Annotated in this window: 13 protein-coding genes; 7 read left to right on the top strand and 6 right to left on the bottom strand. The window is 38.7% G+C overall.

The features are described 5' to 3' along the window. Nucleotides 1–28 precede the first annotated feature (28 nt). Nucleotides 29–538 (bottom strand): transposase, encoded by a 510-nt coding sequence (locus ANA7108_RS27730; RefSeq protein ID WP_369750744.1) that lies wholly within the window; start codon nt 536–538, stop codon nt 29–31. A 124-nt stretch (nt 539–662) separates the two neighbouring features. Then, a complete protein-coding gene (gene mutS, locus ANA7108_RS0119960; protein ID WP_016952593.1) occupies nt 663–3,245 on the bottom strand; it encodes a DNA mismatch repair protein MutS in 2,583 nt (860 codons plus the stop codon). 368 nt (nt 3,246–3,613) lie between these two features. On the opposite strand from mutS, the gene dusB reads away from it, so the two are divergent. From dusB to ANA7108_RS0119980, 4 genes are all read left to right on the top strand, one after another. Further along, on the top strand, nt 3,614–4,669 hold the full coding sequence (gene dusB / locus ANA7108_RS0119965; protein ID WP_016952594.1) for a tRNA dihydrouridine synthase DusB: 1,056 nt from the start codon (nt 3,614–3,616) through the stop codon (nt 4,667–4,669). A 271-nt stretch (nt 4,670–4,940) separates the two neighbouring features. Continuing rightward, nucleotides 4,941–6,170, top strand: coding sequence for a hypothetical protein (locus tag ANA7108_RS0119970; protein ID WP_016952595.1), 1,230 nt, complete (start codon nt 4,941–4,943; stop codon nt 6,168–6,170). A gap of 34 nt (nt 6,171–6,204) precedes the next feature. Next, nucleotides 6,205–7,821, top strand: a complete 1,617-nt coding sequence (locus ANA7108_RS0119975) for an iron uptake porin (protein WP_026104326.1) — start codon at nt 6,205–6,207, stop codon at nt 7,819–7,821. A gap of 157 nt (nt 7,822–7,978) precedes the next feature. Further along, nucleotides 7,979–8,569, top strand: coding sequence for a Uma2 family endonuclease (locus ANA7108_RS0119980; protein ID WP_016952597.1), 591 nt, complete (start codon nt 7,979–7,981; stop codon nt 8,567–8,569). A 133-nt stretch (nt 8,570–8,702) separates the two neighbouring features. On the opposite strand, the gene ANA7108_RS0119985 is transcribed toward ANA7108_RS0119980, so the two are convergent. From ANA7108_RS0119985 to psbA, 4 genes are all read right to left on the bottom strand, one after another. Then, complete coding sequence (locus tag ANA7108_RS0119985) at nt 8,703–9,725, bottom strand: amino acid ABC transporter permease (RefSeq protein WP_016952598.1); 1,023 nt, start codon at nt 9,723–9,725, stop codon at nt 8,703–8,705. A 196-nt stretch (nt 9,726–9,921) separates the two neighbouring features. Then, nucleotides 9,922–10,824, bottom strand: coding sequence for an amino acid ABC transporter permease (locus ANA7108_RS0119990; RefSeq protein WP_016952599.1), 903 nt, complete (start codon nt 10,822–10,824; stop codon nt 9,922–9,924). A 33-nt stretch (nt 10,825–10,857) separates the two neighbouring features. After that, nucleotides 10,858–11,925 carry an amino acid ABC transporter substrate-binding protein gene (locus ANA7108_RS0119995; protein WP_026104327.1) on the bottom strand — a complete coding sequence of 356 codons (1,068 nt, stop codon included), beginning with the start codon at nt 11,923–11,925 and terminating at the stop codon, nt 10,858–10,860. A 450-nt stretch (nt 11,926–12,375) separates the two neighbouring features. After that, a complete protein-coding gene (psbA, locus tag ANA7108_RS0120000) occupies nt 12,376–13,458 on the bottom strand; it encodes a photosystem II q(b) protein (protein ID WP_016952601.1) in 1,083 nt (360 codons plus the stop codon). Nucleotides 13,459–13,893: 435 nt separating this feature from the next. Between psbA and petC the strand changes: the two genes are divergently transcribed. The 3 genes from petC to ANA7108_RS0120015 all read left to right on the top strand — a co-directional run bounded on the left by petC (nt 13,894) and on the right by ANA7108_RS0120015 (nt 15,886). Then, a complete protein-coding gene (petC, locus tag ANA7108_RS0120005; protein ID WP_016952602.1) occupies nt 13,894–14,427 on the top strand; it encodes a cytochrome b6-f complex iron-sulfur subunit in 534 nt (177 codons plus the stop codon). A gap of 34 nt (nt 14,428–14,461) precedes the next feature. Beyond that, complete coding sequence (locus ANA7108_RS0120010) at nt 14,462–14,953, top strand: rhodanese-like domain-containing protein (protein ID WP_016952603.1); 492 nt, start codon at nt 14,462–14,464, stop codon at nt 14,951–14,953. A 243-nt stretch (nt 14,954–15,196) separates the two neighbouring features. Further along, the gene (locus ANA7108_RS0120015; protein ID WP_016952604.1) at nt 15,197–15,886 is read left to right on the top strand and encodes an MBL fold metallo-hydrolase; all 690 of its coding nucleotides are present in this window, start codon (nt 15,197–15,199) and stop codon (nt 15,884–15,886) included. Nucleotide 15,887 lies beyond the last annotated feature (1 nt).

Consider the following 15,887-nt stretch of genomic DNA (forward strand, 5'->3'; position numbering starts at 1 on the left):
ATTTGTAGGGGCGTATTGCAATACGCCCCTACGTGATATGTTTGTGTTTGGCAGGATTTTCATCATCCAAATCCCATTGTCCTGGATTATTTATAATGTATTCTCGAATACAATTTAGATCATTTTCATTGCGAATAATAGATTCATAGTAATTGCGCTGCCATATTGGTGTCGCCGGCAAATTACGAATTTGGTTAAGTTGTTTAGTGACGGTACTTTTAAACCCCCGTATAATTGCACCAACAGTTTGGGAAGGCGATCGCAAAAAGGTATTCAATGTAGTGATAGAATGCGATCGCATATGCCAAGAAATAATCATGATTGCGTGTAAGTGATTAGGCATCACAATGAATTTATCCAATTCAATATTTGGACGTAATTCAGGAGTTTTTAACCATTCTTTAATAACTGCATCACCATATTCATTTAACTGCATTTGAGAATTTATTATATTTCCAAACAGACACTCACGATTATGAGTACATATCGTGATAAAGTATGCGCCTTCTTGGGAATAATCATATCCTTTAAGGCGAATAGAACGGCGATGATGTTTTTAAGAATCATATGTCATAATTCTTTTGCATGAGGTTTTTAAAATTCTAGTATTACAATTGTAGGGGCGTATTGCAATACGCCCCTACGTGAGGTAATTACAATAATTAAAGTCCTTCACGCAAACCCATCGCAATTTTACTATGCTTTTCAATTTGTCCCATTACCTGTTTTGCACGCTTGATTACCACCGCCGGTAAACCTGCTAATCTTCCTGCTTCTATTCCATAGGATTTATCAGCACCACCGGGTTGAACTTGATGTAAAAAGATAATTTGGTCAGGTAACTCTTTAACAGTTACTTGATAATTTGCCACATTAGAAACAATAGTAGCTAATTCATTTAACTCATGATAATGGGTAGCAAAAATAGTCCGAGATTTAATATCAACAGCTAAATATTCAGCCACAGCCCAAGCAATTGATAAACCGTCAAATGTTGCTGTCCCACGCCCAATTTCATCTAATAGAACCAAAGATTGAGCAGTTGCATGATTAAGAATATTTGCAGTTTCATTCATTTCTACCATAAAAGTAGATTGACCAGTTGCTAAATCATCCACAGCCCCAACACGAGTAAAAATGCGATCGCACACAGCCAACTTAGCAGACCTAGCCGGTACAAAACTACCAACTTGCGCCATTAATTGAATCAACCCCACCTGTCTTAAATAACAACTCTTCCCACTTGCATTTGGCCCCGTCAAAATCACCAAATCAGGCTTCTCTTTCTCTGTGTCCTCTGTGTCTCTGTGGTTCGTTTCCCTCCCTCCTAACTCCGTCGAATTAGGAACAAAAAACCCAGCAGGTAAAGACTGTTCCACCACCGGGTGACGACCATCAATCACCGCAATTTCCCGTCCTGTCAGCATTTCTGGGCGACAGTAACCTTGATGTACAGCCAAATCAGCCAAACCACATAATACATCTGCGGCAGCGACAGCGCGGGAAATATTGCGGATTATTTCGGCATGATTACCCACTTCATCCCGTAATGCGTCAAAAATCTCATATTCCAACTGATTTAAATCATCTCGCGCTGTGAGAATTCGTGCTTCTCGTTCTTTCAAATCAGGAGTAATGTAACGTTCCTCATTTGTCAGGGTTTGTTTGCGAATGTAATTATCGGGAACTTGGTCAGATTTACTGCGGGAAATACTGATATAATAACCAAAACTCTTATTAAATCCTACCTTTAAATTCGGGATTCCTGTTCTCGTTCTTTCATCAACTTCTAAATTTGCAATCCATTGTTGATCACTTTCGACAGTAGCTTTTCTTTCATCCAAAAGCGCATTAATTCCTGCCCGAATTAAACCACCTTCTTTGAGATGTATAGGTGGTGATTCTACGATGTGAGCGTGTAACTTTTCGGCTAGTTCTTCTAAGATGGGCGGGACTTTTTGCAAAGCTTTTAAGAAAGGGGAATGAGCATCTGCAACTAAGCGAGATAATTCAGGTAAACGGGAGAAGGAATCAGCTAAAGCTACTAAATCCCGTGCATTAGCTCTACCAGAAGCGGCTCTGACTGTTAAACGTTCTAAATCGTAAATTTGCCTTAATAAATTCCGCAAATCTTGACGCAAAGAGGTATTTTCTACTAATTCTTGAATAGTATCTTGGCGGGATTTAATTCCTTTCAGATCAAGTAGCGGTTGTAACAACCATCTTCTTAAAGCCCTGCTGCCCATTGCGGTGCGAGTTCTATCTAAAGCCCATAATAGAGAACCGTGAAATGTGCCATCGCGGACGGTTTGGGTAATTTCTAGGTTACGGCGGGTTTGATGATCGACTATTAAATAATCAGTCAGGGTATAGGTGCGTAACAATTGCAGGGAAACTGGATTGGCTTTTTGAGTATCTTCGATGTATTCCAAAAGACCACCAGCGGCGCGAACGGCGAGGGGGAGATGTTCGCAACCTAAACCTTCGAGCGATCGCACTTTGAATTTCTGTAATAATTTACTTCTAGCTTCAGCTTGGGAAAAGGGAACTTGCGATCGCAAACTATAACAAAATGTAGGTGGTAAACATTGGGGAAGAGAGGGCGAAGTTTCCCCTGGACGCAGTAAACTACCTAAATCTGGGGCGTTAGTGGGAAACAGCACTTCGGAAGGTTGTAAACGCATTAATTCTTGCGTCAAGTGTTCTAAATCACTACCTTGAGATGTGAGAAATTCTCCAGTTGAGATATCTGCATAGGCTAAACCCCAATGATTAACAGCAATTACCACAGCCGCTATGTAATTATTTCGACTGGCTTTCAGCATTCCCTCTTCCAGTAAAGTCCCTGGTGTGAGAATGCGGGTTACTTCTCGTTTTACCAAACCTACTGCTTCTGATGAATCTTCCACTTGGTCGCAAATCACCACAGCATAACCTTTTTCCACCAACAAGGTTGTGTAGCGTTCCCAAGCATGATGAGGCACACCAGTCATAGCCACTCGACCGACTTCACCACCGTGTTTACTGGTTAAAACTAATTCTAATTCTCTGGAGACAGTAACAGCGTCTTGGAAAAAAGTTTCAAAAAAATCACCAACTCTGTACAGCAGCAACGCATGAGGATATTTATCTTTCGTTTCAACATAGTGCTGATACATCTTACTCAGCTTACTGCGGTCTTCTACCAGATTTGTATCGGTAAGTGATGTGTTTGGTTGATGGGGTTCTGGTGTCGGAGTCGTCATAGTAGATGCTGAGAATTTAGGCACAGATTAGGCACTTTATCCGATCATAGCTTGATGTGGAATGCGATAGCTTCAGGTTTATTTATTTTCTGGGCGTTGCATAATTGCGGGATGATTTGAGAATCCGCATCAATATATAATCACCGCGTCTGGAGTGTCCCCGTGTCAGCCTCAATCATCCCCTTATTCAGCAACGCCATTTTCTGGTGTTGTAGAATATGGATGATCACGCAGATAAATACCTGAGCAAAATTAATTGTATATTTTTGGAACCAATAAAAATCCCTGAAGTGGGGACTTCCTCGATAGGTTAACAAATCTTCCTACTACCTTCGATTAACATAAATTTTATCTTTGAATTTATTGCTATGCTTTCACTGTCTCCGACTCTCCAAGCTAGACTCTCCCAACCTCTAAAAATTGGCTCATTTGAAGTTAAAAGCCGTGTGTTGCAATCGCCGTTATCGGGAGTGACAGATTTGGTATTTCGTCGTTTAGTACGTCGTTATGCCCCAGAATCGATGATGTATACCGAAATGGTGAATGCAACGGGGTTGCATTACGTCAAGGAGTTACCCATAATCATGGAGGTAGATCCCAACGAACGCCCCATTAGCATTCAGTTGTTTGATTGTCGTCCAGATTTCCTCGCCGAAGCAGCAATAAAAGCAGTTGCTGAAGGTGCAGATACTGTTGATATTAATATGGGTTGTCCAGTTAATAAAATCACCAAAAATGGTGGTGGTTCTTCCTTATTACGACAACCAGAAATAGCCGAAGCGATTGTGCGGGAAGTTGTCAAAGCTGTTGATGTTCCCGTTACCGTCAAAACCAGAATTGGTTGGAATGATCAAGAAATTACCATTCTGGATTTTGCGAAAAGAATGGAAGATGCTGGCGCAAAAATGATTACGGTGCATGGACGTACCCGCGCTCAAGGTTACAATGGTAATGCTCGTTGGGAATGGATTGCACGGGTGAAGGAAGTGCTTTCAATTCCAGTCATTGGGAATGGAGATATTTTTTCTGTAGAAGCAGCAGTGAGATGTTTAGAAGAAACAGGTGCAGATGGGGTTATGTGTTCTCGTGGAACTTTAGGATATCCGTTTTTGGTAGGTGAAGTCGATCATTTCCTAAAAACCGGGGAATTATTACCAGCACCAAATGCAATTCAAAGATTGGAATGTGCTAGAGAACATTTATATGCTTTATGGGAATATAAGGGCGATAGAGGTGTACGTCAAGCCCGTAAACATATGACTTGGTATGCTAAAGGCTTTATGGGTGCGGCAGAGTTACGCGGACAATTAAGTTTAGTAGAAACTGTGCAGCAAGGTTTGGATTTAATTGATAGGGCAATGGAAAAACTAGCAGCTGGTTATGAACCAGAGGAAGATGCACAAGCTGACCTAGTTATAGTATGAAGATTTTTTAAGTTTGGCGATTTATTCAAGTCGTCAAATTCCATCTTGTTGGGTTATTTATCCAATACTTAATACCAATTTTATGTGAGGTTGCACATATTTCTGAAATCCATTGATTTATCTGTCTTTATCCGCGTTTATCTGCGTGTATCCGCGTTAAATTATTCTATGCAGCTTCATATTAATCTGGTATAAGTAGGGAACAAATACTGTCCAAAAATACTCTATTGTTATGTTTAGTGATAACAAGTGGAGAGAAATGGGCAATAAGATGTTATCAGTAACTCAGAAGTTAGTTGTTAGCAGTCTATTAGCAGTGTCTTGGATGACTCCTGTATTGGCAACCCAAGACCAACCGCTAAACCGTGCAGAACTTTATAAATTGATTAAAACAGTTGAACTTTTACTACAAAATAAAACCCCACGGAAAGCCGAACTAAATGATGTGATGGTTCCCCGTGATGCTGTGAGAACAGGAGTTAGTTCTGAGGCGCAATTATTCTTTAATGATAAATCTTTAATTCGTGTAGATCAACGGAGTATTTTTAGATTTGAACCTGGTGTCCGTCGGTTTCAATTACCAAATCGAATAGCTTTAAATGAAATGATTTTTAAGCTAGAAAATGGCACAGCTTTGATTTTAAGTCCACCAGGTAGTGTGGGGACGGAAGTGGAAACCCCAGGAAGTAAAGTTAGTATTTTGGCAATAAATCCTGTAAATTCTCCAAATAGCACCACATCTTTATCTGCAACATCTCTATTTTCACCAGCTATTAAACCTAGTGCCGTGATGATAATTCATGATGCTGAAAATCATCACACACAAGTTTTTGCACTCACAGATGGAGATATTAAGATATCTGACCAACAAGATCAAAAAACTGTTAATCTCAAAGGTGGTCAAACTGTAGCTGTCAGAAATGGTTTGGTAGGAAAAGTACAGGAATTTGATTTGCAGGGATTTTATAAATCAACTAACTTAAGTCGTGGTTTGGCACCAGGACAAGAAAATCTAGTTGCCCAAGAAGCACCTAAAGTTCAGGAGACTATCAATTTTATCAGAACTCAAACTTTAGCAGCTTTAAGAAATCAAACTAAAAGAATCCAAGGATTTACTAGCAGTTTTCTTAGTGATGCTTTGGGTGGAACAGAAGGAGATTTAAATCCTCGGTTTCGAGGTTCGGTGAGGATTAGAAACCCACAAGTAACTACAGGGACTTTCTACCGTACTGAAGGAAATAATGCCATTTTTATTCCTGAGAATAATTCCAATGATGTTAAGCAAATTACTGTTGATTTTGATAAAGGAACTGTTAACATTGGCGGTAATACAGGAATAAGTAATAACGCTGGTTTAAGTGGTAATAATGCCCGTGGTTCTGTGATCAATGCTAATGGACAAATCACTCAAATTGAAGTGTTTGGTGTAAATGGTGAAGAACCTCAAAATGGAATTCCCTACAGTGGCAGTTTGACAACTGGGGTAGCACGCGATCGCTAATTATATATATATTGTATATTGATTTTAAGGAGTAATGATGGGTGCAACAAATTTATTGCTTCTATCTGGAGTGGTATTAATTTCTTTAAATTTACCAGCTTTTGCAGATAATCTTCAACAGCCGAATAATTTACAAAACTCACAATTAATTTTTATAGAAGAACCTGAAAATTTCGATATATCTCAAACACCAGCAGCATCTGATGATAGCAATCGTTTAACATCAGTTTCACAGTTATCTGATGTACAAGTGAATGATTGGGCATTTACAGCCTTGAAATCTTTAGTTGAACGTTACGGCGTAATTGCTGGTTATCCTGATGGCACATTTAAAGGTAATCATTCCATAAGTCGTTATGAATTTGCCGCAGGTTTACAAGCTGTCATGCAGAAGATTGATGAATTATCTGCTGAAGGTTTATCAAATGGTGTGAGTAAAGAAGACTTAGAAAAAATCCAGAAATTACAAGCAGAATTTGCAGTTGAATTATCTGTTTTAAGAGGGAGAATTGATAGTTTAGAAGCACGAAATGCTAATATAGAAGCACAACAGTTTTCTACTACTGCTAAATTATCTGGACAAGTTATATTCGGACTAGCAACAGGTGCTGGTGGTGCGCCTCCAGGTAATGGTGAAACTAACACAATTCTTACCCAATTAACTCAATTACAATTAACTTCTTCTTTTAATGGTAAAGACGTTTTTAGAATTGGGTTAACATCAGGAAATAGCACGGGTGATAGCTTTGGTAATCCTCAAGCTTTTAACACAAATATGGCCAGGTTGGCTTGGCAAGCAGATTATGATAATCAAGTAAAGTTAGACACTTTAGAATATAGAATAGCCGGATTAGGAGATAAAGTAGTTTTCACCTTTAAACCTGTAGGATTCAGTCTGAGTAGTGTTCTCAGTGTTAATTCTCCCTACGCTAACGCAGGTCAAGGTGCTATTTCTTCCTTCGCTGGTTCAACTTCTCTATTGAGAATTGGTAGTCTTGATGCTGGGTTAGGTTTTGATTGGTTGATGTCTGATAAAATGCGGTTGCAAGTGGCTTACGGAACCAGAAATAGCAACAACACTAACGAAGGTGTATTTGGTGCAGACCATAGTGCTTTAGGAGTGCAACTTTTATATAAACCAACTGCGTCTTTAATTACTGGTTTAGCTTATATAAATGCTTATGCTAGTGATGGTCAATTAGATACTGGCACAGGTAGTGGTAATGCCGATACCTCTGGAGGATTAAATGAACCTGCTCAAATTCATGCTCTCAATGCAAGTATGAAATGGCAAGTCAGTGATAATATAGTTTTGAGTTTATGGGGGGGTGCAGTAGTTACTGATTACCTGAAATCAGATGCAGTTGCTCTCAGCACTACCTACCAAGCATCTGTAGGTTTATATGATCCTTTGGGGAGAAAAGGTGATTTATTAGGATTTATATACGGTCAACCTTTAAAGTTGAATGATGGTTATTTAATTGCTAATGTTGATAGTGGTAATTCTACACATTATGAGGTTTTTTACCGCTATTTAGTTAATGATAATATAGCAATTACTCCGGGATTTTTTATTGTTACTGACCCTGGTCATATTTCTAGGAATAATGATATTTTCATTGGTGTGTTGAGGACAACTTTTAATTTTTAGAATTATTTTTAGAATTATTGTGTTGAAAGTTTCTATTGAGTGAACGGCAAAGGTACAGGGTAGAAACTCTTTTTTTATTGTGACTTTAACTGCTGAACAAATTCCTCCTCTTGATGCCAGTATTAGTAATTGTGAAAAAATATAACAATTTAGCTGTATGACTCTTAGCCAATCTCACCCCTATTTTTCACCAGAAGAATACCTGGAAACTGAAAAATCTAGCCCGATAAAACATGAATATATCCAAGGGCAGATTTACGCAATGGCAGGAGCAAGTGATGCTCATGTAACAATTACTGCTAACTTAGTTACCCTACTAAGAAATCATATTCGTGGAACTGGGTGTCGTGTTTACGTTGCTGACATGAAAGCACGCATCGAATCTTTAAATATATTCTACTATCCTGATATCATGGTAACTTGTGACCAACGAGATACAAATTTTGAATATTTCAAACGCTATCCTAGCTTAATTATTGAAGTTTTATCACCCTCAACTGAAGCTTTAGACAGAGGTGATAAATTTAGTGACTACCAAGAATTAGAAACATTGCAAGAATATGTTTTAATCAGTCAGAACCGTCAGCGTGTTGATTGTTTTCGCCGTAATACAGAAGGCAGATGGGAGCTTTATAACTTTAGAGGAAATCAAGAATTACAGTTTACCAGTTTGAATTTTTCTTGTTCCCTAAATGATGTTTATGAAGATGTCTCCCTCCCCAAAACTTTTAACCCTACTTCTATTTAACTGTTTGCTTTCTACATATATATTTTCGCAGTTTTTGACCCCTTTTTTTTATTTATTTGTGATAAATCCGGGTTAACAGGTGACAGTCTGAAAAGTTTTGTGGTGTCCTTTTGTACATCTGAAATATTCCAAACTAATGACCAACACTTAATTTCTTTTCTAATTTTCGAGATGCTAAAGACATTGAGTAACAAAATAGCCAATAAATAAAACCTAGAAATATATAAACTTCTGCATAACGACCAATAAATCGTGGTTGTGCCAAGATAGAACGGGCAATACCTGTTAGTTCGACTAATCCCACTAAAGATAAAAGGGAAGTATCTTTAAATAAACCAATAAATTGACCAACAACGGCAGGAATAACAGCGCGTAAAGCTTGAGGTAAGACAATTAATATTACTACTAATGGTGTATTAAATCCTAATGCTTTTGCTGCTTCAATTTGCCCCCGTGGAATTGATTGCAGTCCAGCACGTACATTTTCTGCCATGTAAGCAGCACTAAATATAACTAATCCAGCAATTCCTCGCAATAGTCTATCTAAATGTACATCTGCTGGTAAAAATAGTGGTAGCATAACTTGAGCCAGAAATAAAATCCCTATGAGTGGAACTCCCCTAATTATTTCAATATAAAGAATAGAAAACCAACGGACTACAGGTAAATTGCTAGTTCTTCCTAAAGCCAGTAAAATGCCAATGGGAAAGGAAATGACAATACTTACTACTGCTACTAATAGGGTTAGTAATAGACCATTCCATAAATTTGTAGATACAGTTTCTAACCCAAAACCACCACCAATTAACGACCAGATAATTGCCAAAGATAATAACCAAAATGGTGAAATCCAAGGTTTAATTAATTTAGATAATTTTTGGGGAATTAAAAAATCTGTACATATGCCCCAAGTTATCGCACTGAGAGTTATAACTATTGCTAAAATAGTCCAAAGTCGCCAATATAAACTTTTAGGAAATCTGCCAACTAAAAACAAGTGTAAATTAACCTGAATTACTTGCCATTGGGCTTGAGTAATTGCCCAAGTTAATATGCCTTTAGTAGTCCAAAATATAAATATCAAACAGACAATGGTTAATAAACTATTGTACCAGTTATTAAATAAGTTTTTGCGTAACCAAGTTAATTTATTCATTTATGATTAGTGATTAGGAAAATACAGATAATACCAAATTAATATGAAGCTGCATAGAATAATTGTAGCTTGCTTCCCGTTCGCAAAGCGTGCCGTAGGCATAGGGTACGCGGATTCACGCAGATAAACGCGGATAAAGACAGATAAATCAATGGATTTCAGAGTTATGTGCAACCTCACATCAAATTGGTATGAGTTATCTTTCTTTTATTTGTACTCTGCTGTTAAACAAATTCATAATTACAGAAATTGTTAAGCTGAGAGTGAGATAGGTGAGAATAATTAGTAACATAACTTCTACGGCTTTTCCCGTTTGATTAAAAGTGGTAGAAGCGACAAAATAGATATCAGGATAGCCGATAGCGATCGCTAAACTAGAATTTTTGGTTAAATTGAGATACTGACTAGTGAGTGGGGGAATGATTACCCGCAAAGCTTGGGGAAAAATCACTAACCGCATTGCTAAACTAGATTTTAGTCCCAGAGATTGCGCTGCTTCCCATTGTCCCTTAGGTACTGCTTGAATCCCACCCCTGATAATCTCGGCAATAAACGCACCTGTATAAAAAGTCAACCCAAGCAATAATGCTGAAAACTCTGGAGAAAAGCTTAACCCAGCAAGTTCTATGCCATTTTGACTGAAGTAAACCAACTTTCCTAGGGAAATTTTATTTTCGACTTTAGGAAAAGCCAGGAAAACCACAAAGTACCAAAATAGTAATTGCAGTAATAAAGGTGTATTGCGGAATATTTCCACATAAACTGAGGTAATATTCCGCAATAACCAGTTATCTGACAATCGAGAAATTCCCGCTGTTACCCCAACAATTGTTGTCAGGATGATTCCTAATATTGCTATCCTCAAAGAGTTGATTAAACCTACCCACAAAGCTAGGCTATAGGTATCAGTTGGTTGATAGTTAATTAGTTTTTCGCCAATATCAAAAGAGGCTTGCTGTCGCAGAAAATCAAAACCGAATTTAATCCCTAATTGCTGTAAATTGCGGTTAAGATTACTCCAGAGTATTGTTACCAAAACTATTATTAAAAATACGGCAATTAATTGTCCAGCAATTTTCCAAAAGCGATGATGAGTCATTATTTACGCATTGGTTTTTTTGTGTTGATCTACTTATCTAAAAGGAGGAGAATAGAGTAGACCACCTTTTGACCAAAGTTGATTTTGTCCACGGGCTAAATTAAGTTTTGTCTGAGTTCCCAAATTGCGATCATAAATTTCGCCATAGTTACCAACGTGCTTGACTATCTTGGCCGCAAAGTCCTTTGTTAAGCCGAGTCCTTCACCAAGATTACCTTCTGTGCCTAAAAAACGCTTGATATCTGGGTCGGTAGTAGTGGTAAATTGTGCCAGATTTTTAGAGTTAATCCCTAATTCTTCAGCTTTTATCAAGGAATAAACTGTCCACTTGACGATATCAGCCCATTGAGAATCTCTTTTAACCACTGCTGGGGCGAGGGGTTCTGAGGAGAGAACATCATCGAGAATTACATTATCTTCCGGTTTGGGTAAAGTTGTCCGTCGGGAAACTAATGCAGAACGGTCGGCTGTAATCGCCTCACAACGTCCTTCTGCATAGGTAGCAAAGGTAATATTAACATCTTCAAAAACCACTGGTTTATAGGTTATGCTTCTTTTCCGCATTTGGTCTCCTAGGTTTTGTTCTGTAGTAGTACCAGTTTGGACACAGATTGCTTTTTCCTTGAGGTCTGCTAGTGATTTGATACCGCTACTTTTGCGAACCATAATGGCTTGACCGTCATAAAAAACCACAGGTGCAAAATTTAAACCTTGAGAGGTATCACGACTCAATGTCCAGGTAGTGTTGCGGCTGAGAATATCTACTTCCCCAGCTTGTAAGGCTGTAAATCGTTCTTTAGAATTGAGATTCCGGTATTCTACAGCTTCAGGATCATCAAATACAGCTGCTGCTACGGCGCGGCAAATATCTACATCGATTCCGTTATATTTACCATCAGTTTCGACAAAGCTAAATCCTGGTAATTCACCACTAACACCACAGATGAGCTTACCACGGCTTTTAATGCTATTCCAGCGATCGCGCATAACTTGTGATGCAGACGTGCTGGCTGTAGTTGCTGTTTTTTCTGACCCGCTACTACAAGCAGTGAGAGCTAAAATGATGGAAACAATGGCTAAAATTAAACCAGATTGACGCATAGACTTAATCATCGTTTGTGCTGAGTTAAACAAATCAGAATTTCATCGACATTTACAGCCGTTATCTTGGGTTAGATCAATCACATCTACAGCTTATCCTAATGGCAGCCGATATCAATCTAGTAGTTTGTCAAGCTGATGCCTCCGGCACGCTACCGCCAACGCCACACTATGACGTGAACGTTCCTCAACTCAACCTACATAATTCTATTTTTTGAGCTTAACCGACAAGTATTGGGAGGTATAGCAGGTGACTCTTAACAGGTGACAGTGCTAAAACTCTTTTGGTGTCTAAGTTTTAGCATTGGTAGATGTCCTAACCGCCTTGTCCGTTGCTATATGTCAATTAAACCGTGGTGTACTAGTTATGAAAAAGCAACCCAAAGCGTTTTAAACTTGGGTTGCCTACACTGTTTTTGAAGCAATGAAAATCAATTAAATTCAGGTCAATTAACCGTGAATAGCAGGAGCAACTAAAGCTACAGGTTGAAAATCTCCAGCCGCTAAATCTAAGGGGAAGTTGTGAACGTTGCGTTCGTGCATTGTTTCCATTCCCAAGTTGGCGCGATTTATCACATCAGCCCAAGTATTAATTACACTACCTTGAGAATTAAGAATAGAGTGATTAAAGTTTAAACCATTGAGGTTAAAGGCAAAAGAAGATACACCCAAGGCAGCAAACCAGATACCAATTACTGGCCAAGCACCTAAGAAGAAGTGTAAAGCACGACTATTGTTAAAAGATGCGTATTGAAAGATCAATCTACCGAAATAACCGTGAGCCGCAACAATATTATAAGTTTCTTCTTCTTGACCGAATTTATAACCGTTGTTTTGGGATTCAATTTCAGTAGTTTCCCGAACTAAAGACGAAGTGACGAGAGAACCGTGCATAGCAGAGAATAAAGAACCACCAAAGATCCCAACTACTCCCAACATATGGAATGGGTGCATGAGAACGTTATGTTCTGCTTGCAGTACCAACATGAAGTTGAAAGTACCACTAATCCCTAAAGGCAGCCCGTCAGAAAAAGAACCTTGACCAATAGAGTAGATTAATAGTACCGCAGTGGCAGCAGAAACAGGTGCGCTGTAGGCGATACAAATCCAAGGACGCATCCCTAAGCGGTAAGATAATTCCCACTGACGACCTAAGTAAGAGAAAATACCGATCAGGAAGTGGAAAATAATTAATTGGTAAGGTCCGCCATTATATAACCACTCATCTAAACTAGCAGCTTCCCAAATGGGATAAAAGTGCAAACCAATAGCATTGGAACTAGGAACAACCGCAGCAGAAATGATGTTATTGCCATAGAGTAAAGAACCACTAACAGGTTCACGAATACCATCTATATCTACGGGTGGTGCGGCAATGAAAGCGATGATGAAACAAATGGTTGCAGTTAAAAGTGCGGGAATCATCAGTACACCAAACCAACCAATGTACATCCGGTTGTTAGTACTGGTAATCCAATTGCAGAAATTCTCCCAAAGATTGTTACTTTGGCGTTGTTCCAGAGAAATAGTCATAATGTTTAATTCTGAGGTTAATCGTTGTTCAAGGCAAGTTAACCTTATGCTTATTATTTAACTACATAGTTATATAGCTTGTCAAGTAAATTTTCATATTGTTTTAAAATTATTAGAGACAGCGAGGTTGAGGGGTATAACCTTGACTGGGCTTTCGGTTTAATGACTACTTAAAAATTCCCTACCTTAATCTACTCCCCTTCTTTAGCTATTCCCTACCTTATGAGTGGTTTCATAAGTCAAATCGGACTGCTATAAATAGGGTTCGCTGAAAAAATTGTCTATTAGAAAGAGAGTCATTTTTGAGAAAGATTTTATTTACTAATTAGCAATATTGCAATATAGTTATATAATAATGATGTAAACAAACCCTACCAAATCAAAATATTAGCCAAAGCAATCAACAACTATACCGGAGATGAAAAGTATAAATATATGCACAATACTCTTCCTCTAGAAAGTCCCTCAATATCGAGGCGACAACTACTAAATTTTCTCACAGGTGCAGTTGTGGCTACTACAGCCACCAGCGTGTTGTATCCTGTGACTAAATTCTTTATTGCTCCCACAGAAGGAAGTGAAGATGGTTCTATCCTTGCTAAAGATATTCATGGAAATCTCATTCCTGCAAAACAGATTTTAGCTGAACCCCCTGGTACTCGTGCTTTAGTTGCGGGTTTAGCAGCAGAACCTACTTACCTAACAATACAGTCAGATGGTACTTTGCACCCTTGGGGAATTCTCGATAACTGTACCCATTTAGGTTGTACCTTTCCTTGGAATCCCAATGACAATCAATTTCAATGTCCCTGTCACGGTTCTCGCTATGATCCCGATGGGAGAGTAGTACGAGGTCCTGCACCTCTTCCTCTTAAACTTGTTAGTGTGAACTTGGAAGAGGAGTATATCAGAATTTCTCCCTGGACAGAAATTGACCCCCGGACTGGGGAAAAACCCTGGTGGGTTTAGTAGTTTGATTTTATGGAGAGCTAAATCTGCGCTCATGAAAATACCACGTTTTTTAACTATAGTTCTATTGAGTTTCTGCGTATTTATTCCTGCCTTTTTTGGTGTTAACTATAACGCATCAGCTTTAGCATCCCCTTTATCACCAATGCAGAAAATCGCAGTAGTTTCTACCACCACTGCTGAGTTGAAAACAACAGTGGATAATTTCCTCAAATCTATACCTGGAGACTATTACACCGTCGGGAAAGTGGCTCAGTTGAAACAGTTACTCAAACAAGAGGATGTTTTTTTAGTGGATGTCAGACAACCTTCTGAGTACGCATCTGGTCATATTGGTGATGCTATTAATATTCCTCTGCGGACATTGGTGCAAAACCTCGACAAGATTCCCAAAAAACAGCCTGTAGTAATTTACTGTTCCTCTGGTTATCGTTCTGCAATGGCAGTTATGTCGTTACACCTGTTGGGCTATGATAATGTCCGAGGTTTTCCACCCAGTATGAATGGTTGGAACGCAGCTAGTTAAGATACAGTAGACATCTCTGCAAAAGATTGTAGAGCCGAGAATCCCTACCCATAGAACTTCTCTACAAGGGTTCTAGAAAACGCATATTTAATTTTCACTAGATGTCTAGTAGGAGTCTGGACTTACGCGAAATTTCGTATAAGTCCATTTTTTTGTCTCCCCACTGGACATTTACATTTTATTACTATATAGTTATATCATCAAATAAAATAGCAACAAAAAATTTATCGGGAGGCAGTTAGTATGTTATTTCGGCAACTGTTCGATCCAGAAACAAGTACATATACTTATTTAATTGCTGACCTGGTGAGGAAAGAAGCGATTTTAGTTGACCCAGTATTAGAACAGGTGAAACGCGATCGCACTTTACTCAAAGAATTGGGGTTAACGTTGAAATACTGCTTAGAAACCCACATCCACGCTGACCATATTACTGGAACAGGTAAACTCCGAGAAATGACAGGTTGTTTAGGAGTTGTACCCGCACACGCCCATGCAGCTTGTGCAGATAGATTTATTAACGATGGGGAAATATTAGCCTTAGGGAATGTAAACATTGAAGCGATCGCAATTCCTGGTCACACTAACAGCCATAACGCATATTTGGTAAATGGTACTCACCTATTAACAGGAGATGGTTTACTGATTCGTGGTTGTGGACGGACTGATTTCCAAAGTGGGAATGCAGGTGTTATGTATGACGCTATTACAAAAAAACTGTTTACTCTATCTGATCAAACTCTAGTTTATCCCGGTCACGACTACAAAGGTCAGACAGTTTCCACCATTGGCGAAGAAAAGCAATGGAACTCCCGATTGGTAGGAAAAAACCGTGATCAATTTATAGAGTTAATGGCAAATCTCAATTTACCTAATCCGAAGAAAATTATGGAAGCAGTACCAGCTAATCAACGTTGTGGTAATGCAGCTTAAT

It is taken from the genome of Anabaena sp. PCC 7108 (assembly GCF_000332135.1).
Lineage (GTDB): Bacteria > Cyanobacteriota > Cyanobacteriia > Cyanobacteriales > Nostocaceae > Anabaena.